The sequence below is a fragment of the Nonomuraea sp. NPDC059023 genome (genome assembly GCF_042740095.1).
Lineage (GTDB): Bacteria > Actinomycetota > Actinomycetes > Streptosporangiales > Streptosporangiaceae > Nonomuraea.
The window spans coordinates 523,798-543,996 of sequence record NZ_JBHYIO010000001.1 but is presented as its reverse complement, the minus strand read 5'-3'; the positions used below and the strand labels follow the sequence as shown (position 1 = coordinate 543,996).

Annotated in this window: 17 protein-coding genes; 12 read left to right on the top strand and 5 right to left on the bottom strand. The window is 71.2% G+C overall.

Translation table 11 applies throughout. From position 1 onward, the window contains the following. Window positions 1-27: 27 nt before the first annotated feature. A complete protein-coding gene (locus ACFWYW_RS02495) occupies window positions 28-1,761 on the bottom strand; it encodes an ABC transporter ATP-binding protein (RefSeq protein WP_379609253.1) in 1,734 nt (577 codons plus the stop codon). 189 nt (window positions 1,762-1,950) lie between these two features. On the opposite strand from ACFWYW_RS02495, the gene ACFWYW_RS02490 reads away from it, so the two are divergent. From ACFWYW_RS02490 to ACFWYW_RS02480, 3 genes are all read left to right on the top strand, one after another. Then, window positions 1,951-3,324: a DUF4331 domain-containing protein gene (locus ACFWYW_RS02490; protein WP_379609252.1), complete on the top strand. Its 1,374-nt coding sequence runs from the start codon at window positions 1,951-1,953 to the stop codon at window positions 3,322-3,324. Between the two features lie 143 nt (window positions 3,325-3,467). Beyond that, complete coding sequence (locus tag ACFWYW_RS02485) at window positions 3,468-4,676, top strand: tetratricopeptide repeat protein (RefSeq protein ID WP_379609251.1); 1,209 nt, start codon at window positions 3,468-3,470, stop codon at window positions 4,674-4,676. A 2-nt stretch (window positions 4,677-4,678) separates the two neighbouring features. Further along, window positions 4,679-6,211 (top strand): High-affinity nickel-transporter, encoded by a 1,533-nt coding sequence (locus ACFWYW_RS02480; RefSeq protein WP_379609356.1) that lies wholly within the window; start codon window positions 4,679-4,681, stop codon window positions 6,209-6,211. Window positions 6,212-6,236: 25 nt separating this feature from the next. Here the strand turns inward: ACFWYW_RS02480 and ACFWYW_RS02475 are convergent, their stop codons facing one another. Continuing rightward, window positions 6,237-6,821, bottom strand: a complete 585-nt coding sequence (locus tag ACFWYW_RS02475; RefSeq protein WP_379609250.1) for a TetR/AcrR family transcriptional regulator — start codon at window positions 6,819-6,821, stop codon at window positions 6,237-6,239. 74 nt (window positions 6,822-6,895) lie between these two features. Here ACFWYW_RS02475 and ACFWYW_RS02470 point away from each other — a divergent pair, with 74 nt between their 5' ends. Further along, window positions 6,896-7,585, top strand: a complete 690-nt coding sequence (locus ACFWYW_RS02470) for an ATP-binding cassette domain-containing protein (RefSeq protein ID WP_379609355.1) — start codon at window positions 6,896-6,898, stop codon at window positions 7,583-7,585. Further along, window positions 7,579-8,451, top strand: coding sequence for a virginiamycin B lyase (locus tag ACFWYW_RS02465; protein ID WP_379609249.1), 873 nt, complete (start codon window positions 7,579-7,581; stop codon window positions 8,449-8,451). Before ACFWYW_RS02470 ends, ACFWYW_RS02465 begins: the two co-directional genes overlap by 7 nt. Here the strand turns inward: ACFWYW_RS02465 and ACFWYW_RS02460 are convergent. Beyond that, window positions 8,448-10,733: a hypothetical protein gene (locus ACFWYW_RS02460; RefSeq protein WP_379609248.1), complete on the bottom strand. Its 2,286-nt coding sequence runs from the start codon at window positions 10,731-10,733 to the stop codon at window positions 8,448-8,450. The genes ACFWYW_RS02465 and ACFWYW_RS02460 overlap by 4 nt on opposite strands. A gap of 139 nt (window positions 10,734-10,872) precedes the next feature. Between ACFWYW_RS02460 and ACFWYW_RS02455 the strand changes: the two genes are divergently transcribed. The 7 genes from ACFWYW_RS02455 to ACFWYW_RS02425 are packed head-to-tail and all read left to right on the top strand — an operon-like array spanning window position 10,873 to window position 18,712. Further along, complete coding sequence (locus ACFWYW_RS02455) at window positions 10,873-12,240, top strand: ABC transporter substrate-binding protein (protein WP_379609247.1); 1,368 nt, start codon at window positions 10,873-10,875, stop codon at window positions 12,238-12,240. After that, the gene (locus ACFWYW_RS02450; RefSeq protein ID WP_379609246.1) at window positions 12,237-13,103 is read left to right on the top strand and encodes a carbohydrate ABC transporter permease; all 867 of its coding nucleotides are present in this window, start codon (window positions 12,237-12,239) and stop codon (window positions 13,101-13,103) included. Before ACFWYW_RS02455 ends, ACFWYW_RS02450 begins: the two co-directional genes overlap by 4 nt. Next, the gene (locus ACFWYW_RS02445) at window positions 13,100-13,939 is read left to right on the top strand and encodes a carbohydrate ABC transporter permease (RefSeq protein WP_379609245.1); all 840 of its coding nucleotides are present in this window, start codon (window positions 13,100-13,102) and stop codon (window positions 13,937-13,939) included. Before ACFWYW_RS02450 ends, ACFWYW_RS02445 begins: the two co-directional genes overlap by 4 nt. Next, window positions 13,936-14,763: an NAD-dependent epimerase/dehydratase family protein gene (locus ACFWYW_RS02440; RefSeq protein WP_379609244.1), complete on the top strand. Its 828-nt coding sequence runs from the start codon at window positions 13,936-13,938 to the stop codon at window positions 14,761-14,763. Before ACFWYW_RS02445 ends, ACFWYW_RS02440 begins: the two co-directional genes overlap by 4 nt. After that, complete coding sequence (locus tag ACFWYW_RS02435; protein WP_379609243.1) at window positions 14,760-16,016, top strand: enolase C-terminal domain-like protein; 1,257 nt, start codon at window positions 14,760-14,762, stop codon at window positions 16,014-16,016. The genes ACFWYW_RS02440 and ACFWYW_RS02435 overlap by 4 nt, the downstream gene beginning before the upstream one ends. Before the next feature lie 25 nt (window positions 16,017-16,041). Further along, the gene (locus ACFWYW_RS02430) at window positions 16,042-17,067 is read left to right on the top strand and encodes a LacI family DNA-binding transcriptional regulator (protein ID WP_379609241.1); all 1,026 of its coding nucleotides are present in this window, start codon (window positions 16,042-16,044) and stop codon (window positions 17,065-17,067) included. Between the two features lie 31 nt (window positions 17,068-17,098). Further along, window positions 17,099-18,712: an FAD-dependent oxidoreductase gene (locus ACFWYW_RS02425; RefSeq protein WP_379609240.1), complete on the top strand. Its 1,614-nt coding sequence runs from the start codon at window positions 17,099-17,101 to the stop codon at window positions 18,710-18,712. Window positions 18,713-18,718: 6 nt separating this feature from the next. On the opposite strand, the gene ACFWYW_RS02420 is transcribed toward ACFWYW_RS02425, so the two are convergent. Then, window positions 18,719-19,474 (bottom strand): hypothetical protein, encoded by a 756-nt coding sequence (locus ACFWYW_RS02420; protein WP_379609238.1) that lies wholly within the window; start codon window positions 19,472-19,474, stop codon window positions 18,719-18,721. Window positions 19,475-19,501: 27 nt separating this feature from the next. Then, a complete protein-coding gene (locus ACFWYW_RS02415; RefSeq protein WP_379609237.1) occupies window positions 19,502-20,098 on the bottom strand; it encodes a hypothetical protein in 597 nt (198 codons plus the stop codon). Window positions 20,099-20,199 lie beyond the last annotated feature (101 nt).

Genomic DNA, 20,199 nt, shown 5'->3' with positions numbered 1-20,199 from the left:
ATAACGGACAAACGTACCAATAACGGACTAGCTCACCAGGAACTGGGTCGCGGCCAGCTCGCGGTAGAGCTCGTCGGCGCCCACCAGCTCGTCGTGCGTGCCCATGGCCCGCACCGTGCCCGCCTCCATGACCACGATGCGGTCGGCGTTGGTGACGGTCGACAGCCGGTGGGCGATGACCAGCACGGTCGTCTCCCTGGCCACCTCGGCGATGACCTCGCGCAGGCGCAGCTCGTTGACCGCGTCCAGTTGTGAGGTGGCCTCGTCGAGCAGCAGCAGCCGGGGCTTGCGCAGCAGCGCGCGGGCGATGGCCACCCGCTGCCGCTCACCGCCCGACAGCAGGACGCCCCGGTGCCCGACCGGCGTCTCCAGCCCCTCCGGCAGCCGGGAGACCAGGTCGTCGAGGCGCGTACGCCGCACCGCCCGCCACAGGTCGTCGTCGGTGGCGTCCTCGGCGGCGAACAGCAGGTTCTCCCGCAGCGTCCCGGCCAGCACGGGCGCGTCCTGCTCCACGTAGCCGAGCGTGGCGCGCAGGTCGCCGAGCGGCCAGTCGCGGATCTCCCTGCCGCCGACGGTGATCGTCCCGCCCTGGTGGTCGTAGAAGCGCTCCAGCAGCGCGAAGACCGTCGACTTGCCCGCTCCCGACGGGCCCACGAGCGCGGTCAGGCCGCCGGGCGGCACTTCGAAGGTGACGCCGTGGTGCACCTGTTCGCGGTCCTCGCCGTACTGGAAGGTGACGTCCTCGAAGGTCACGCCGACCGGCGCGCCCTCGCGGACCGTGGGGGCCGAGGCGGGCTCGGCCGGCAGGTCCTCGATCTCGCGGATGCGCTTCAGCGCGGCCAGGCCGTTCTGCAGTTGCACCGCGCCCTCGACGAGCTGGCCGATCGGCGCCACCAGGTAGAAGAGGTAGAGCAGGAACGCGATCAGCGCCGAGACCTCCAGCGTGCCCGAGGCCACCCGGGCACCGCCGACCGCCAGCACGCACAGGAACGCGATCTGGACCGCCATCCAGGTGGCGACTCCGGCCAGCGAGGTCCAGCCCGCCACTTGCAGGCCGCGGTCGCGGGCGCGTACCGCCGCCTCGCCGACGACCTCGACCTCGCGCTCCTCCGCGCCGCTCGCCTTGACCGTGCGGTACGCCTGCAGTGCCCGGTCGAGCACCGCGCCCATCTCACCCACGGCCTCCTGCGCCTGGTGCTGGGCCTTCTGGATCTTCGGCATGACCAGCGCCACAAGCCCGCCGATGACGACGATGACCAGCAGCGTCACCAGCAGCAGGATGCCGTCCATCGCGGCCATCATGACGATCGCGCCGACGAGCATGAAGACGGAGCCGATGGAGTCGACGATGCCGTTGGTCAGCACCGAGCGCAGCAGCGTCGTGTCGCCGGTCACCCGCGACAGCAGGTCGCCGGGCTTGAGCCGGTCCACGTCGGCCACGCGCAGCCTGAGCAGGCGGTCGACGAGCTTGCGCCGTGCCCCGAGGACGATGCCCTCACCGGTGCGCTCCATCAGGTAGCTGCCCCCGGCCGAGACGACCGCGCCTACCAGCACCGCGATCGTGAGCCCGATCAGCGGCGCGGCCATGGACTGCTTGGCGCCGAACGCGTCGACCACGTACTTGGCCAGCAGCGGCATGGCCAGGCCCGCGATCGAGCCGATCAGGCTGAGTACGCCGCCCAGCACCAGGATCCCCCGATGCGGCCTGAGGTACCCGATCAGCACCTTGAACGGCGCCTTGCCCCCTGCGTCCTCGTCCATAGTTCCCCTTTCCGGTATTTCCGATAGCTCCAACGAACGAACGGCGCAATCCGTACCCGTCAACCTAAATTGACGACCTAAGTATGTCAACTTTGATTGACTTCTCATCCCCGAGGAGGAGTCGCGCGAATAGGGCGTCGAGGAACCCGGCCGGAACCTCAGCCAGGACCATGACTGAAAGGACCGAACATGGAGCTCCGGATCAACCGGCGCGCCCTTGTCGGACTGGGCGTTGCGGCGGCGCTGACCGCCTCCTCGTTCGCCCTGCTCCGTACCGACACCGGCACGGCTTCCTCGCACCGCGAGGCACCGGCGATCTCGGGCGACCCGCGTAACGACAACACCGACGTCTACGCGTTCGTCAGCCCCGACAAGCCCGACACCGTCACCCTGCTCGCCAACTGGATCCCGTTCGAGGAGCCCCAGGGCGGCCCCAACTTCTACTTCTTCGACACCAAGTCCCGTTACAACATCAAGATCGACAACGACGGCGACGCCAAGCCCGACATCACCTACCAGTGGACCTTCCGCGACGAGGACAAGCGCGGAAACACCACGTTCCTGTACAACAACGGGCCCGTCACCTCGCTGAACGACCAGAACCTGCTCTTCCGCCAGCGCTACACGCTCAAGCGGATCACCGAGAGCGGCACCAGCACCCTCGTCGCCAACGGCGTCGTCGCCCCCAGCAACGTCGGGCCCGCCTCGATGCCCGACTACGGCACGCTGCGCTCGCAGGCGATCACCAACATCCCCGGCGGCAAGACCTTCGCCGGGCAGTCCGACGAGGCCTTCTTCCTCGACCTGCGCGTCTTCGACCTGCTGTACGGCGGCAACCTGTCCGAGGTCGGCCAGGACACGCTCAAGGGCTACAACGTCCACACACTGGGCCTGCAGGTCGCGGCCAAGGACCTGGCGCTCAAGGCCGACGCCAAGCGCAACCCGGTCATCGGCGTGTGGTCCACCACCGACAAGTGGGGCCCCAACGGCTACAAGCAGGTCTCGCGCCTGGGCGAGCCGCTGGTCAACGAGCTCGTGGTGCCCGCCGGGCTGAAGGACGCGTTCAACGCCCTGCCCCCGGAGAAGGACGCCGACGTCCCGGCCGTGGTCAAGCGGGTCACCGACCCCGAACTGGCCAGGCTCCTCGAGTCCATCTACGGCATCAAGGCCCCGGCCACGCCGCGCAACGACCTGGTCCAGATCTTCCTGACCGGCATCGCCAAGGGCAACGGCCCGATCATGGCCGACCTGAACTCGCAGTCGCTCAACAAGGACGCTGGCAAGCTGCGTCCCGCCGAGATGATGCGGCTCAACATGTCGATCCCGCCCACGAAGGACCCGAACCGGCTCGGCGTGCTCGCCGGTGACCTCCAGGGCTTCCCGAACGGCCGGCGGCTCAGCGACGACGTCGTCGACATCGAACTCCAGGCCGTGGCCGGCGCGGCGGTGACGGGCAAGCTCATCCCGGCGCTGACCGACAAGGTCGACCAGAACGACAAGACGTTCGGCGCCACGTTCCCGTACATCCCGCTGCCCAGCAATGTCGCGGTGAACCAGCGATAAGCCACCACCCGGCCGCTCCTCCTCTCCGGGAGCGACCGGTCCCCCCGGCGGGCGACACTCCCGAACGCCCGCCGTCCGACCGGCCGGCCGCACCCCCTCGCGGCCGGCCGGTCATCTCCACCCCTTGAACGGAGCCATACGCCATGCGCTGGATCGTCGCGCTCGCCCTGGCCGGAGCCCTGGCGCTGACCGCTTACGCGGTGCTCGCGCCGCCGGCGCCCTCGGCCGAACAGCCCGCCGTGTTCACCGAGACGCTGCAGGCGCGCCTGGCCCGGCTGCCCGGCGACTACCGCTCCTGGGCCCAGCTCGGCATGGAGCAGATCGAACAGGCCAGGATCACCGGCGACCCCGCCCATTACCCCAGGGCCGAGGGCGCGCTGGCCAAGGCCGCCGCGCTCGCGCCGCGCGACGACGCCGTCCTGACCGGCCGCGCGGCCCTCGCCGCCGGCCGCCACGAGTTCAAGCAGGCGGTACGGCTGGCCGAGCAGGCCATCTCCGTCAACGCCTACAGCTCGACCGCCCACGGCATCCTGGCCGACGCCCGCACCCAGCTCGGCGACCTGCCCGGCGCCCAGCGCGCCGTCGACAGGATGCTCGCCCTGCGCCCCGGGGTGCCGTCGTTCACCCGCGCCTCGTATGCGGCCGAGTTGCGCGGTGACACCGCCGCGGCGACCGCGTTGATGCGGCTCGCGCACGAGGACGCGTACCTGCCGGCTGACCTCGCCTTCACCCGCTACTACCTGGGCGAGCTGTCACTGCGTTCCGGCGCGCTGCGGGAGGCCGAGCGCTGGTACACGCGGGCGCAGGAGGCCATGCCCGCCTACGTGCCCGCGATGGCCGGGCGCGCCCGGGTCGCCGCGCTCTCCGGCCGCCTCCCCGAGGCGCTGGATCTCTACCAGACGGTCGTGAACCGGCTGCCCCTGCCCCAATACCTGCTCGAACAGGGCGAGACGCGCATCAAGGCCGGGCTGCCCGCCGACTGGACGCTCCTGAAGGCCCAGCGGCGCCTCTACGAGGATGCCGGCGTGCGCGACGCCCTGACCTGGGCGGAGTTCGAGGCCTACCACGGCTCGCCCGCCGCCGCCGTCCGCCTCGCCCGCGCCGAGTACGCCGACAACCGCAACCCGGTCGCCGCCGACGCGCTGGCCTGGGCGCTGCACCGGGCGGGGCGGTCGCGGGAGGCGCTGCCGTACGCGGAGAAGGCGACGGCGGGCGGGTGGCGCAACGCGATCCTGTACCACCACCGCGCCGAGATCGAACGCGCCCTCGGCCGCCGCCCCTCCTCCATCCCGGCCAAGCGCCTGAACCCGGCCTTCGACCCGTCCCTGCCCGCCCTTGCGAGGTTCTCGTGAGCATGATCGCGTCGCTGGTGCTGTCCGGCGCCCTCCTGGCCCATCCGCTGGGCAACTTCACCGTCAACCACCACAACGGGCTGCGGGTTCTTCCCGATCGGGTCGAGAACACCGCCGTGGTGGACCTGGCCGAACTGCCCACGCTGCAGGCGGGCGACGGGGTGTCGGCCGCCGCGGAGTGTGCCGCGCTGGCTCGGGCACAACGCCTGGTCATCGACGGTACGGCGGTGCCGTGGCGGGTCACCTCCGCGGCCTTCGCGTTCACTCCCGGGCAGGGTGGGTTGCGAACCAGCCGGTTGACGTGTGAGCTGACGGCCAACCCTGGCGACATTTCCGGCGGCGTCACCTTTGAGGACCTTTATCAGCAGGAAAGGATCGGCTGGCGGGAGATCACCGCCGTGGGGGACGGCGTCCGGCTCTCCGGCTCGACCGTCGGCACGGCCAGCGTGAGCGACGAACTCCGCCGTTACCCGGACGACCTCCTGTCCAACCCCCTGAACCAGACCACCGCCACCTTCACCGCCACCCCCGGCTCCTCCCCCACGATCGGCAAGCCGAGCCCCGGTGGGCCGGGTACCAGCGGCGGGCTCGCGGCGCCCGCGATCGGCGGGCCCATCGGGGAGGCGCTCGCCTTCGTGGACCGGACCTTCACCGATCTGATCGGCGCCGACGGCCTCACCCTGCCGCTCGGGCTGCTCGCGGTGTTACTGGCGGTACTGCTCGGCGCTGGGCACGCGCTGATCCCCGGGCACGGCAAGACCATCATGGCCGCCTACCTGGCCGGTCGCAGGGGCCGCCCGCGCGACGCGCTCGTGGTGGGCGCCACGGTGACGGCCACCCACACGGCAGCCGTCCTGGTGGTGGGGTTGTTGCTGAGCGTGTTCACCGCTTTGGCCGGGGAGTCGGTGCTGTCGTGGCTCGGCGTGGCCAGCGGGGTGCTCATCGCCGCCATCGGCATCAAACTCCTCACCTCCCGAAACCCCACCCACGGCCACGGTCACGGCCACGGACACGGGCATGGTCACGGCCATGGACATGGTCACGGCCATGGGCACACGGGCGCATCGGGGCAGGAACACGAGGGTGAGCCTGGCCAGAGGCACAGCGTCGGCACTCTCGTGGCCACGCGCGGCGAGCATGGCGACGCCGATGTGGCCAGGCACGGTGGCGAGCATTCCGGCCCCGATGGGGGCGGGCACGGGCGGGGGTATCGGAGGCGGGGGTTGGTGGGGCTGGGGGTGGCCGGTGGGCTGGTGCCGAGTCCGTCGGCGCTGATCGTGCTGCTGGGGGCGATCGGGCTGGGCCGTACCTGGTTCGGCATCGCGCTCGTCGCCGCCTACGGCCTGGGCATGGCGGCCACCCTCACCGTCACCGGCCTGCTCCTGGTCAAGCTGGCCGACCGCCTCGAACGCCGCGCCGCGACCGGTCATCGCATCGCAGCCCGCCTGTCCGGCCTGGCCCCGGTGGGCACCGCCGCGATGGTCGTCCTCCTGGGCGCCGGCCTGGCCATCCGCTCAGCGACCGGCGTCCTCTGACGGCGGCCCGCCCCTGGAGACGCGGCTAGATGACGCCCTCGCGGGCGGCCGTGGCGGCGGCGTCGGCCGCGCGTTCGGCGTCGCGTTCGGTGACCGGCTCGTGGGTGACGAACAGCCGGTAGTAGATGGGGGCGACGGCCATCCTGACCACGTCGGCGGCGTCGGTGCCCGGTGGCAGCTCGCCGCGCTCGACGGCTCGTTCGACCACCTTGGCCGCCTGTTCGTGGCGGGCCACGAAAAAGTCGTGCAGCGACCGCGCGGCGCCGCCGCTCTGCACGGCCGCCGCCACGAACGCGGCGGCGATCGGCCCGGCCACCGGGTCGGCGAACCCGCTGCGCACCAGCCGGGCGATCTCCCGCAGATCCTCCCGGAGCGAGCCGGTGTCGGGCACCGGCCACGGCTCCCCCCGCGCGAGCTCCAGCGCGTCCGCGATCAGCCCTTCGGCGTTTCCCCACCGGCGGTACACGGTCGTCTTGTGAACGCCCGACCGCAGCGCCACGTTCTCCACCGTCAGCCCGGTATAGCCGTGTTCTGCCAGTTCGGTGAGCGTGGCCTGCCGTACGGCATCGCGTACGCGAGCACTGCGACCCCCGGGACGTGTCGTCGTCAAAGTCTACTCCAGTTGCATTAGCCGACCGAGCCATGCTATCTTAACGCTACACAAGTTGCGATTGGAGTGCCACTCTGACCACACAGCTCACCCTCAAGGGAGTCTCGAAGGCGTACGGCGAACGCCGCGTCCTCCACCAGATCACCTTCAGCGTCCGCCCCGGCGAGCGGATGGGGATCGTGGGCGAGAACGGTTCCGGCAAGTCCACGCTGCTCCGGCTGATCGCCGGGGTGGAGACGCCGGACGACGGCGAGGTGACGGTGTCGGCGGCCGGTGGCGTCGGTTACCTGGGCCAGACCCTCGACCTGCCGGGCCACCACACCGTCCAGCAGGCCATCGACGCCGCCCTCGCCGAGCTGCGCGCCCTGGAACACGGCATGCAGGAGGCCGCGCAGACGCAGGAGATGGACAGGTACGGCGACCTACTCACCGCCTTCGAGGCCAGAGGCGGCTACGAGGCCGACGCCCGCGTCGACAAGGCGATCCACGGGCTCGGCCTGGCGCGGATCGAGCGTTCACGCGTGCTGTCGAGCCTGTCCGGCGGCGAGCAGGCGCGGCTGGGGCTGGCCTGCGCGCTGGCGGCCGCGCCGGAGATCCTGCTGCTCGACGAGCCCACCAACCACCTTTCCCTCACCCTCGTCGAGGAGCTCGAACAGGCGCTCGACGGCTACGGCGGAGCGCTCGTGGTGGTCACCCACGACCGGGCACTGCGACGCCGCTTCACCGGCACCGAGATCTCCCTTCAGGAAGGCCACCCATGTTGATCGACGGTTCTCCCTACGGCGTCACCACCGGCCCCGATGACGCCCTGTGGTTCACGCTGGTCCATGAGGGCCGGATCGGCCGGGTCACGCCGGGCGAGGACCCCGCGATCTTCCGGCTGGACCCCGCCGACGGCCGCCCCACGGTGATCACCACGGGCGTCGACGGCGCGCTGTGGTTCACCGAGTTCACCGGCGACCGGATCGGGCGGATCACCGTGGACGGCACGATCACCGCCTTCGAGACGGCCTCGCCGTACGGCATCACCGCGGGCCCCGACGGGGCCATGTGGTTCACGCAGCTGCAGGGCGACCAGATCGGCCGCATCACCCCGACCGGCGAGATCACCCGCTACCCGCTCGCGACCGAAGGCGCGATGCCGTCGATGATCGTGACCGGGCCGGACGGCGCGCTCTGGTTCACCCTCAACCAGGGCAACGCGATCGGCCGCATCACCGTGGACGGCGAGGCGACCCGGTACGCGCTGCCCACGGCGGACGCCGCCCCGGTGGGCATCTGCGCCGGTCCGGACGGGGCGTTGTGGTTCGTGGAGATCGGCGCCGGCCAGGTGGGCCGGATCGGCACCTCCGGCACGATCACCGAGTTCCCGCTCCCCGACCGCGCCGCCCGGCCGCACGCCATCGTGACCGGCCGGGACGGTGCGCTCTGGTTCACGCAGTGGGGATCCGGCACGCTGGGCCGTATCACGACCGAGGGCGAGATCGAGGAGTATCCCCTGGAGGGCGCCGAACCCCACGGCCTCACGGCCGGGCCCGACGGCCTGATCTGGGTCGCGATGGAATCCGGCGCTCTGGTGCGTCACCCACCCGGGCGCTTCCCGGGGTCCCAGGGGCCAGGCGTGTTCTAACGAGCATCGATGTGTTCGGTCAGGCCGTAGTAGACGCGGGGCGCGCCGTCCAGCCGGATCTTGACCTTGCCGTCGCACGGGGTGAGCCGTCGTTCCCTGCCGATGCAGTCCAGCACCCGGACGGGGCCGCCGGCCGCGGTCACGTGCACGTCGGTCTTGGTCGGCCACCCGTCGACCCACGGTTCCGGCGCGGCGAACCACCCCGAACCGGGCTCGTGGTCGGTGTTGAGCAGGTAGCCGTCCTTGCGGCTCCACAGGATCGAGACCGGCCCCTCCGGGGTGGCGAACAGGAGCCCCTTGAGGTCGGGGTCGGCGAAGGTCAGCCGGCGGGTGAACGTCGCCTGGTCCAGGACCTTGGCCGCGGTGGCGTAGGCGAGCATCGAGGGCTTGGCGCTGGTGTCGCGGTTCATGAGCCCGTAGTGGTACTCGGGGTTGGCCGGGTCGGCCATCTGCGGCTTGCCGAGGACGCTGTCGTGTAGCTGGTACCAGTTCACGCAGCTCACCCCCTCGGCCATGGCCAGCGCGAGGCTGAGCAGGATGTTCTCGGCGGCCTGCCGGTAGGTGTCGTGCCACCAGCTGTTCGGCTTGGTGCAGGCGTAGGCCTCGGTCAGCCACAGCTCCTTGTCGCCGTAGTCGGTGATCACTTCACGGGCCTTGCGCAGGCTTCCGAGGAAGTTCCAGTACGAGCCGTTGTTCCCCTGCGTCCACTCCTCCGGCGGCGGCGCGTAGTCGGGGGTGAAGTTGCCCCGGCCGGGGTGGAAGGCGAAGCCGTCGATGAGGTCCCAGCCGCCGGCGTCGCGGAAGTTCTTGGTCCAGACGTAGTCCATGCCGGCCAGGCCCGCGTTGAGCACCTTGGTCGGAGCTCCGGCGGCGGTCAGGCGCTCGCGGACCGGGCGTAAGCCGTCCCGCACGTACGCGGCGGCGGTCTCCCCGCTCATCCACGGCTTGTTCACCTCGTTGGCGACCTCGAAGTAGTCGGCCCGCGAGCCGATCGCCTTCTGGGTGTTGGTGTCGGCCCAGGCGGCGACCTGGGCGGGGGTGCCGCCGAGCGGGATGCCCGCGAGCTCGATGTTGTGCTCGATCCCCGCGGCGTCCAGGGTGGCGGGCGGCAGGCCGGGTCCGCCGTCGTAGGAGATGCGCACCCGCTTGATGCCGATCCGCCGCATCAGGCCCACGACCGCGGCGGCGTCGGGCTTGAGCAGCCAGGGGTAGTTGGCGATGCCGAACATGCTGTCGGCGCCCGCCCGGTAGGTGTGCGGCGGCAGGACGGTGAGGTTGGTGCGGGCGAACGCGCTGTCGGCGCCGGCGGTGGCCTTCACCTCGGTGAACACGATCCCGTGCGACGGGGAGGTGACGGTGAACGTCTGCTGCCACGCCGATCCGGCCGCGACGGTGCCGGTCACGCTGCCCGAGCCGAGCGTCCGGCCGTCGAAGTCACGGGCCCACCACGACAACTTCACGGTACGCGCGGCGCCGCCCCCGTTGGCCACCTCCGCGTGCAAGGCCATGGGCCGGCCGCCGCCGTCCCAGAGGCTGAAGGGCTGGTCGGTCCAGACCTCCACGCCCAGCGGCAGTCCCGCGCCCATGGTGCCGCCCGCCGCCGGCCGGATCGAACCGAGCACCAGATCGGCCTCCGTCACCGCCCCGCCGGCCGCCGCGGTGCCCGGCGCGTGGATCCAGGTGGCGTTGGTCCAGGCCGGGGTGGTGCCGCCGAGCCGGAAGTAGCCGCGGGTGCCGGCCCAGGTCTCCTGGTAGACGACCCCGGCGTTGGTCTCGTAGGGCACGCCGCCCCCGGCGTCGCGGTTCCATCGGGTGAGCGCCGTGAAGGACTCGGCCTCGGTGGGGGCGATGACCGTACGGCCGAGCATGAAGCCGGCCGGGATGAGCGTGGCCGGGCCCGCGACCTCCCAGCGCAACCGCGCCCGGTTCGGCGCGACGCGGAAGACGCCGCGGACGGTGATCCCCTGCGCCGCGGCGGGAAGGGTGTAGTCGACCTGGATGGCCTGGGCGCCGTCCGGGAGCGTGACGAGCGACGGGGTCCCGCCGGTGGTTCGCTGGATGCCGGTGACGGAGTCCTTCGCCATGAATCCGGTGAGCCGGATCCGTTCGACGCCGGCGCCGTCCTTGACGGTGATCGTGCCGTCGGCAGCGGCGGCGAGCGTGATGCCGTCTGCGGCGATCGAGGGGGTGCCGGCCTCGGCCGCGGTCGCGGGAAGCAGGGCTCCGGCGAGCCCTGCGGCAACGGCTCCGCCGAGGAATCGGCGTCGGGGGATGTCGGCCATGAGGATCCCTTCCAGTCACCTAATGCGGATTAGGTGAGAGGTGTACTCCTGCCGCAACCGGAGTGTCAAGCGTTTGACATCAGCCCGCGATACCGGCTTAGATGCCGCCTAATACGCATTAGGCGAAGGGAAGTTGCCGATGGATGTCTCCACGAGGTGGCGTCTGGGGATGGCCGGAGCGCTCGTGCTCGCCGCCGCGACGTCAGGCTGCTCGTCCGGCACCACGGAAGGCGACCCCGGCAAGACCACGATCACCGTGGCGGGCATGCCGCCCACGACCGCGGCGAAGACCCGCAAGCAGTTCCTGGACGCGGTCGCCGCGTTCGAGAAGGCCAACCCCGACATCAAGCTCAAGCCGACCGACACGCAATGGGACGCCAGGACGTTCGCGACCAGGCTGGCCGGAGGCAACGCCGAGACGGTGCTGACCGTACCGCTGACCGAGCCGCCCGGACTCATCGCGCGGCGGCAGATCGCCGACCTCAGCGCCGAGATCAAGACCCTGCCGCACGCGATCGACTTCGACCCTCGGGCGCTGGCCCCCGCGACCGGCGCCGACGGAAAGATCTACGGCCTGCCCGTCACCGAGTACGCGCTGGGCCTGGTCTACAACCGCGCCCTGTTCACCAAGGCCGGGCTCGACCCGGACAAGCCGCCCGCCACGTGGGACGAGGTCAGGACGGCGGCGAAGAAGCTCGCCGGTTCCGGTGTCGCGGGCTACACCCAGATGACGGTCAAGAACACCGGCGGCTGGATCCTCACCGCGATGACCTACTCCTTCGGCGGCCAGATGGAGAAGAAACAGGGCGAGAAGTACGTCCCGTCACTCCTGGACGGCCCGGCCGAGCAGGCGCTGCGCCACCTGGCCGCGATGCGCTGGCAGGACGACTCCATGGGCGCCAACCAGCTGCGTACCCAGCAGGACGCCGAGCGCGACTTCGCGGCGGGCAAGATCGGCATGATGATCGGCACCGTCAACAGCTACAACCGCTACACCACCCTGTACTCCGGCAAGCCGGACGACTTCGGCATCACGGCACTGCCGCAGCAGGCCGGAGCGAAGGCGACGCTGCTGGGCGGCCTGGTGGCGGCGGTCAACGCCAAGGCGACCCCAGAACAGCGCGCCGCCGCGGTGAAGTGGATCGACTTCTACTACCTGAAGCCCAACTACGACCCGGCGGCGGCCGAGCAGCTGGCCATCGCCAACGCGGCGGACAAGCTGGCGGTCGGCCTGCCCACGCTGCCGTTCTACGGCACCACGGTGTCCGGTCCCGTGAACGCCGCGATCGCCAAGCACTCCAACATCCCGGTGTCCAACTTCACCCCGTACGTGAAGGACACCGACAAGCTGGAGTACCTGGTCGAGCCCCCGATCGCCGCCCAGGACCTGTACGGCGCGCTCGACACCGCCGTGCAGGCCGTGCTGACCCGCAGGGACGCCGACCCCCGTGACGAGCTGACCAAGGCGGCGGCGCGGGTCGCGCCCCTGCTCGAGAAAGCACAGTGACCCGGCGTCCCGGCCTCGCGGCGGCGCTGTTCCTCATCCCGACGGTGCTGGTGTTCGGCCTCTTCTCCTGGTGGCCGATCGTGCGCAGCGTGGTGCTCGGATTCCAGCGGACCAACCTGGTCGAGGCGGCGGTGTTCGCCGGTCTGGACAACTTCCGCACCCTGCTGGCCGACCCGCTGCTGGGCACGGCGGCGGGCAACACGCTGCTGTTCACCGGGCTGGCCCTGGTGATCGGCTTCCCGGCGCCGATCGTCCTCGCGGTGCTGATGTCGGAGCTGCGCCGCGGCTCCGGCCTGATGCGGGTGCTGGTCTACCTGCCGGTGGTGGTGCCGCCGGTGGTGGCCGTCCTGATGTGGAAGTGGTTCTACGACCCGGACTCCGGGCTGTTCAACCAGTTGCTCGGGCTGGTCGGGCTGGGGCCGTACCCGTGGCTGCAGTCCACGGGCATGGCGATGCCGAGCCTCGTCCTGGAGGCGACCTGGGCGGGCGCGGGCGGCGCGGTGCTCATCTATCTGGCCGCGCTGTCGAGCGTGCCGGTCGAGCTGTACGAGGCCGCCCAGCTGGACGGGGCCTCGATCGCGCGCAGGATTTGGCACGTGACGCTGCCGCAGCTCCGGCCCGTCCTGCTGATCATGCTGCTCCTGCAGGTGATCAACACCTTCCAGGTGTTCACCGAGCCGTTCGTGCTGACCGACGGCGGGCCGGAGGACTCGACGGTCACGGTGCTGCTGCTGATCTACAGATACGCGTTCGTCAACGGCGACTACGGGGCCGCCGCGGCGCTGAGCGTGAGCCTGGCCGTGGTGCTGGCCCTGCTGTCCGCCGTGTACCTGCGGCTGACCAGAACCTGGGGGACCAAGTGATCTCGGAGGCGGAACGGCGCAGCCTGCGCGGGCGGCTATCCACCGTCCAGGTGCTGCTGATCGTCGTCCTTCTGCTCGAAGGCGCGGGCCCGATCTACTGGATCTTCAAGGGCGCGATCTCCTCCACGCAGGAGTCGCTGCGCGATCCGCTGGCCCTGTGGCCCGCCGAAGCGCGCTGGTCGAACCTGGCGGAGGCGTGGACGACGCTGGAGGTCGGCCACTACCTGACCAACACCGTCGTGCTCGTCGCCGGCTCCTGGTTCACACAGCTTTTCGTCGCGGCGACCGGGGCGTACGCGCTGTCGATCCTGCGGCCCTCCTACGGCAGGTACGTCTACGGCGCGGTCCTGGCCACCCTGTTCCTGCCCGCGACGGTCTCGATGGTCTCGCTCTACCTGACCGTCCTCGACCTGGGCATCGCCAACACCCCCCTGTCGGTGTGGCTGCCCGCCGGCGCGCACGCCTTCAACGTCCTGCTGGTCAAGCAGTTCTTCGACGGCATCCCCCGCGAGCTGTTCGAGGCCGCCCGCCTCGACGGCGCCGGGCCATGGCGGATCTTCACCAGCGTGGTGCTGCCCATGTCCCGGCCGATCCTGGCCGTGGTCTCCCTGCTGGCCGTCATGAACGCGTGGAAGGACTTTCTCTGGCCCATGATCGCCATCACCGACACCGAGAGCCAGCCGCTGGCCGTGGCGCTGCCCCGCCTGGCCGACACCTCGGACCAGGCCCTGCTGATCGCCGGGATGCTGATCGCCATCATCCCGCCCGTCGCGGTGTTCCTGGTCTTCCAGCGGCAGATCATCCGCGGCATCGCCTTCACCGGGCTGAAGGGATGAGGGTCCTGGTCACCGGCGCGGCCGGCCGGCTCGGCTCCGCCGTACTCGCGGAGCTGGCGGAACATCACGTGACCGCGCTCGTCGAGCGGGACTCCGGCCCGATCGCGGCCGAGCGGGTGGTCGTGGGTGACGCGCGCGACCCCGCCGCCGTGCGCGCGGCGCTGGAGGGGGCCGACGCCGTCGTGCACACCGCGGCGCTCGCCTCTCCCGAGGTCGCCGCGCCCGAGGTGGTGTTCGCCGCCAACACTCAGGCCACGTTCGTGGTGCTGAACGAGGCGGGCGAGCAAGGGGTACGGCGGGCGGTCATCGCCAGTAGCCTGTCGATCACCGGGCTGCCGTTCGCCCGATCGCGCCGGAGCCCGGCGTACCTGCCGCTCGACGTGCGCGTGCCGCCGCTGATCGAGGACCCGTACGCGCTGTCCAAGCAGGTGGACGAGGCCACCGCGGCGATGATGGGCCGGCGGCACGGCATGACCGTCGCCGCGCTGCGCTTCCCCTTCCTCGGCGACCGGGCCAGACTGGCCGCGCGCGCCGCCATGCTGGCCGGGAACCCGGCGGCGGGGGCGGCGGACCTGTGGAGCTATCTGGACCTGCGCGACGCCGCCCGCGCCTGCCTGCTCGGGCTGACCGCCCCGCTGGAGGGCACGCCCGCCTTCTACCTCGCCGCCCCGGAGACGCTCATGTCCACTCCCACGCGGGAGCTGATCGCGACCTACCACCCCGGCGTCCCGTGCCGGGCGGAACTGCCCGGCAGAACCGTGGCCATCGACCTGGAACCCGCCGGACGGGTGCTTGGATTCACCGCCGAGGAGCTCCTTCCATGATCATGCCGGAGACACAGGCGCCGTGGCCGGCCAGGGACGGGCTGCGCGTCACCGGTGTACGCACGATCGTCACCGCGCCCGGCGGCGTACCTCTCGTCGTCGTCCGCGTCGACACCTCAGAGCCCGGACTGTACGGCCTGGGCTGCGCCACCTTCACCCAGCGCTTCCACGCCGTGGTGGCCGCGATCGAGCAGCACGTGGCGCCCATGGTCATCGGGCGGCATCCGGCCGACATCGAGGACATCTGGCGCATGCTGCACTACTCGTCGTACTGGCGGGGCGGGCCGGTGCACAACAACGCGCTGTCCGGCATCGACCAGGCGCTCTGGGACATCGCCGGCAAACGGTTCGGCGTCCCGGTCTACGAACTCCTGGGCGGCCGGGTCCGTACGGCTGCCGCCGCCTACACCGGCGCCAGGGGCGGCGAGGTGGAGGAGTCGATCGAGCGGGCCGCGGCGCTCGCCGAGCAGGGCTACCGGTACGTGCGGCTGCAGTTCGGCGGGCCCGGAATCGGTACCTACGGAGCCACCGGCACGCCCGGCGGATACCCGGGCAGCCCCCATCCGGACGGCTGGGACGTCGGCCGGTACCTTCGCGACACGCCCCGCTTCTTCGAGCGTGCCCGTTCGGTCCTGGGCGAGGAACTCGGCCTGCTGCACGACGCGCACAACCGGCTGACGCCGAAGGAGGCCGTGGTGCTCGCCCGGTCGCTGGAGCCGTACCGGCTGTTCTTCCTGGAGGACCCGCTCGCGCCCGAGCACTTCGACCGGCTGCCCGAGGTGCGCGCGGCCGCGCCGATGCCGATCGCGTCGGGGGAACTCGTCTCCTCGGTGACCGGCGCGGCGCGCCTCGTCACCTCCGGCGGCGTCGACTATCTGCGCGCGCACGTCTCGACCGTCGGCGGGCTGACCCCGGCGCGCAAGCTCGCGGCGCTGTGCGAGCTGAGCGGGGTGCGCACCGCCTGGCACGGACCGCCGGACGTGTCGCCCGTGGGCGCGGCGGCCAACGTCACCCTGGACGTGACCAGCCCGGCGTTCGGAATCCAGGAGGCGCACGTGTACCCGGAGGCGGTGCACGAGGTGTTCCCGGGAACGCTCAGGACGGTCCACGGATACCTGACGCCGTCGGACCGGCCCGGCTGGGGCATCGACCTCGACGAGCGAGCCGCCCTGCGCCATCCGCCGCGGACCCATCTGCACGAGCGCTGGGCCGCGCGGGTCCGGCGACCCGACGGCGGGATCGAGGCTCCGTGATCTACTATTTCGTGGGGGGTATGTCATGAGATCGAGCGGTCGCCCTCGTCAGGCGGACATCGCTCGGCTGGCCGGCGTCTCACAGCCGACCGTGTCGCTGATCCTGAACGGCGGCGCCGCCGCCGTCGGCATCGCCGAGGAGACCCAGCGCAAGGTCATGGAGGCCGCCGAGCGGCTCGGTTACGTGCCCGACCCGATCGCCACCCGCCTGGCCGCCGGGCAGAACAACCTCCTCGGCCTCTACACCTTCACCTCGACCTTCCCCACCGAGATGTCCCACGCCTACTACCCGTTCCTGGTGGGCATCGAGGAGGAGTCGGCGGTCCAGGGCTACGACCTGCTGATGTTCATCGCCTCCAGCGTCACCGGCGAGCGCCCGCACGCCCAGGTGCTCAACCGGGTACGCCTGGCCGACGGCTGCCTGTTCCTCGGCCGGCACCTGCCCGTGCCGGAGATGGACCGCCTGCTGGCCACCAACCTGCCGATCGTCTACATAGGGCGGCACGACGACTTCGGCGACCGCCTGCCCTACGTCGGCGCCGACTACGTGCCGGCGAGCGCGGCCGTGGTGCGGCACCTGGCCGGGCTCGGCCACGAGCGCATCCTGTACGTACGCGAACCCGACGAGGCGATCACCTCGATCGACAGGGAGGCGGGTTTCCGCGCCGGCATGGACGCGTGCGGACTGCCCGCCACGGTGGTGCGCACGGACGGCGCCGACCTGACCGCCGACCGGCTGCGGACCTGGCACGACCAGGGCATCACCGCGATCGTCACCGAGGCCACCGACACCGACGCCGCCCACCTCGCGCTGCTGGCTTCAGCGGGCGAAGCGGGGTACCGGTTCCCCGACGACTTCTCTCTGGCCACGCTCGGCGACCCCGCCGCCGGTCCCGGCGGGCTCACCGGCTTCGCCGTACCGCGTCGTGAGATGGGCGCGGCGGCCGTCCGGCTGCTCGCCCAGCTCATCGCGGGAGACCGGGCCGTCTCCCGGCACCAGCTCCTGACCTGCGAGCTTGAGCCCGGCCAGACCGCGACGTCCCCGCGCTGACACCCCTTTTACCCCTTTGAAAGGCCGCACCATGCCCGAAATCAGAACGGACATCCTTGTCGTCGGCGGCGGGCTCGGCGGCGTCGCCGCGGCCCTGGCCGCCTGCCGCGCCGGGCAGAACGTCGTTCTCACCGAGGAGAGCGACTGGATCGGCGGGCAGCTCACCGCACAGGCCGTGCCACCGGACGAACACCCCTGGATCGAGAGTTACGGCGCCACCGCCACCTACCGCGACCTGCGCGCCTCCATCCGCGACCACTACCGCCAGTGGTACCCGATGACCGGCGGCGCGCGGAGCTGGCGCCACCTCAACCCGGGCGCCGGTTATGTCAGCAAGTTGTGCCACGAGCCGGGCGTCTCGCTGGCCGTCCTGCGGGCCATGCTCGCCCCGCACCAGTCCGCCGGGCGGCTGCGCGTCCTGCTCGAACACCGTCCGCTCGGCGTGGACGTGGACGGCGACCGCGTCACGGCCGTCACGCTCCAGGACACCCGCTCGGGCGACTCGCTCACCGTCACCGCCGCGTACGTCCTCGACGCGACCGAGACCGGCGAACTGCTGCCGCTGGCCAAGACCGAATACGTCACGGGCGCCGAGGCCGGGAGCGAGCACGACGAGCCGCACGCGCCGGACGAGCACCAGCCGCTGAACATGCAGGGCATCACGTACTGCTTCGCCGTGTCCCACCACGACGGCGAGAACCATGTCATCGACCGCCCGGCGGACTACGCGTTCTGGCGTGACTACCGGCCGGACTTCTGGCCCGGCCCGCTGCTGGGTTTCAGCGCGCCCGACCCGCGTACCCTGGAGGCGGAGGATCGCTGGTTCGACCCCAACCCGGCGGGCGACCCGCGCGAGGTGCTCGCCGACCAGAGTGCCCAGTCGGGGGACAAGGACCTGTGGATGTTCCGCCGGATCCTCGCCCGCGACCTGTTCGAGCCCGGTTTCGCCGCCTCCGACATCACGCTGGTCAACTGGCCGCTCAACGACTACTGGCTCAAGCCGATCATCGAGGTCGACCCCGGCACGGCCGCGCGCGCCCACGCCGAGGCGAAGCAGTTGTCGTTGTCCCTGCTCTACTGGTTGCAGACCGAGGCGCCACGGCTCGACGGCGGCACCGGCTTCCCCGGGCTCCGGCTCCGCCACGACGTCGTCGGCACCGCGGACGGCCTGGCCAAGTCCGCCTATGTCCGGGAGTCGCGGCGTATCCGCGCCCGCACCACCGTGACCGAGCACCACGTCTCGCGCGCCATCGTCGGCGAACGGGGCGCGCTACGCCACCACGACTCCGTCGGCGTCGGCGCCTACCGCATCGACCTGCACCCCTCGACCGGAGGCGACAACTACATCGACATCGCCAGCGTGCCCTTCGAGATCCCGCTGGGCGCGCTGCTGCCGGTCAGGATGCGCAACCTGCTGCCCGCCGCCAAGAACCTCGGCACGACCCACATCTCCAACGGCTGCTTCCGGCTGCATCCCGTGGAGTGGAACATCGGCGAGGTCGCCGGGCATCTCGCCGCGTACTGCCTGCGCCGGGGCACCGAACCCCACGAGGTCGGGGAAAACCCGACACACCTGAGCGACTTCACCGCCGACCTGGACGCCGCCGGAGTCGAACGCCACTGGCCCGCCCCCACCGGGTACTAGCCGGGATCACACCTGTCCGCGGCGCTTCCTGGTGGAGGGCAGGTCGTGCCGTCCCGAGACGAACTCCTGGAACGCGATCTTCGCGCGGATCACCGGGCGGCGCCAGCGGTCCTCGCGGTGGATGGCCCTGGCGAGCTTGCGCGGGTTGCGCCCGGCGAAGAACCAGTGCGCCCAGGGGGAGCCGGGACGCGCCAGCCGTACCGCGCTGACGACCAGGACGAGCGGCACGAACAGGCCCACGAGACCCGTCCAGATCTTGCCCTTGAGCAGGGTCACCACCGCGAGCACGAGATTGCAGACGATCACCAGCGTGGTGTCGGCGAGGCCCCAGAGGTCCACGACCAGGGGCCGTAGCCCGATCAGCAGCAGTCCGGTCACGGCGATGGCGATGAAGACGGCGTCGACGGAGGTTCGTCCCTCTTCCTCCCAGTACACGTCGTGCAGGTGCAGGATCAGCGCGAACTCGTCCAGCACCAGCGCCGAACCCACCCCGAAGATCGAGGCCGCCACCGCGAACCACAGCTGCGACGCCGCCGCCACGACCAGCCCGGTGACGCCGCCGATCAGCATCAGCACGACCCCGAACACCACGTGGTGGATGTGCATCTCGCCGACGCTGACGTTGCGGAACCATCCGATCTTGGCTCGAATCAGCCTGACGTTGATGCGCACGAAAACGAAGGCGCCGATGAGCGCGACGAAGAAACAGAACAGCGGTAGCCGCCCCGTCGCAATGATGCTGTGCTCGAACCAATACCCCATAGCCCTGAAACCGATGGTACGAGCAGTTCATTGCACCTTGCGCGACGGCTGGGTCACTTGGGCGGTTTGTAGGCGTTTGGCGAGCTCTTTGGTGACTTCGCGGTCGGCGAGCGAGAGCCGTACCCGCTGCTCGGACTCCGCGAACGTGGGCGGCTCGCCCGTGAGGTCCTTCACCAGCTCGTCGTAGTGGGCGCGGACCCGCTCGCGCGGCAGGTCCAGGCGGTCGGCCAGCGCCTTCCTGAGCTCGGCCGCCCGCAGGCCGGCGAAGGTGTACTCGTCGTAGGACGGCACACCGGGCAGCGGGCGGCCGGACGCGCGGGCCTGCTCGCGGCGGCGGTTCTCCGCCGCCAGCGCCGCCGCGAACCCCGCCTCGCTGACGTCGGCGAGCAGCCCTTCCTCGCGCGCCCACAACCTCAGCACCTTGTCCTGTACGGCCAGCGCCAGCCCCTCGGCCCGCAGCCGGTCGGGCGGGACGGCGCCTCCGTTGGCCGCGGCGACGCCGGCCCGGGCGGTGTTCATGCCCCGCTCCAGCTCCGCCCGCACCACCGGCTCCCCATCGACCAGCGCTACCACTTCGTCCTTCGGTGGTGGTGCCTGGGTGAGGGAGCAGGCGGTGACGAGCATGGCGGCGACGGCCAGGACAAGAACCCACCACCAGGAGCGACCGGCCTGCCCTGGCCGCTCAAGGTTCTGCCCTTGGTGCCCGGCTCGCTCATGGTGCCGTG

What these genes read in the sequence shown, in the direction of transcription:
- ACFWYW_RS02495 (WP_379609253.1), bottom strand. Translation starts at nt 1,761, where the DNA reads ATGGACGAGGACGCAGGGGGCAAGGCGCCGTTCAAGGTGCTGATCGGG.
- ACFWYW_RS02490 (WP_379609252.1), top strand. Translation starts at nt 1,951, where the DNA reads ATGGAGCTCCGGATCAACCGGCGCGCCCTTGTCGGACTGGGCGTTGCG.
- ACFWYW_RS02485 (WP_379609251.1), top strand. Translation starts at nt 3,468, where the DNA reads ATGCGCTGGATCGTCGCGCTCGCCCTGGCCGGAGCCCTGGCGCTGACC.
- ACFWYW_RS02480 (WP_379609356.1), top strand. Translation starts at nt 4,679, where the DNA reads ATGATCGCGTCGCTGGTGCTGTCCGGCGCCCTCCTGGCCCATCCGCTG.
- ACFWYW_RS02465 (WP_379609249.1), top strand. Translation starts at nt 7,579, where the DNA reads ATGTTGATCGACGGTTCTCCCTACGGCGTCACCACCGGCCCCGATGAC.
- ACFWYW_RS02460 (WP_379609248.1), bottom strand. Translation starts at nt 10,733, where the DNA reads ATGGCCGACATCCCCCGACGCCGATTCCTCGGCGGAGCCGTTGCCGCA.
- ACFWYW_RS02455 (WP_379609247.1), top strand. Translation starts at nt 10,873, where the DNA reads ATGGATGTCTCCACGAGGTGGCGTCTGGGGATGGCCGGAGCGCTCGTG.
- ACFWYW_RS02440 (WP_379609244.1), top strand. Translation starts at nt 13,936, where the DNA reads ATGAGGGTCCTGGTCACCGGCGCGGCCGGCCGGCTCGGCTCCGCCGTA.
- ACFWYW_RS02435 (WP_379609243.1), top strand. Translation starts at nt 14,760, where the DNA reads ATGATCATGCCGGAGACACAGGCGCCGTGGCCGGCCAGGGACGGGCTG.
- ACFWYW_RS02430 (WP_379609241.1), top strand. Translation starts at nt 16,042, where the DNA reads ATGAGATCGAGCGGTCGCCCTCGTCAGGCGGACATCGCTCGGCTGGCC.
- ACFWYW_RS02425 (WP_379609240.1), top strand. Translation starts at nt 17,099, where the DNA reads ATGCCCGAAATCAGAACGGACATCCTTGTCGTCGGCGGCGGGCTCGGC.
- ACFWYW_RS02420 (WP_379609238.1), bottom strand. Translation starts at nt 19,474, where the DNA reads ATGGGGTATTGGTTCGAGCACAGCATCATTGCGACGGGGCGGCTACCG.
- ACFWYW_RS02415 (WP_379609237.1), bottom strand. Translation starts at nt 20,098, where the DNA reads ATGCTCGTCACCGCCTGCTCCCTCACCCAGGCACCACCACCGAAGGAC.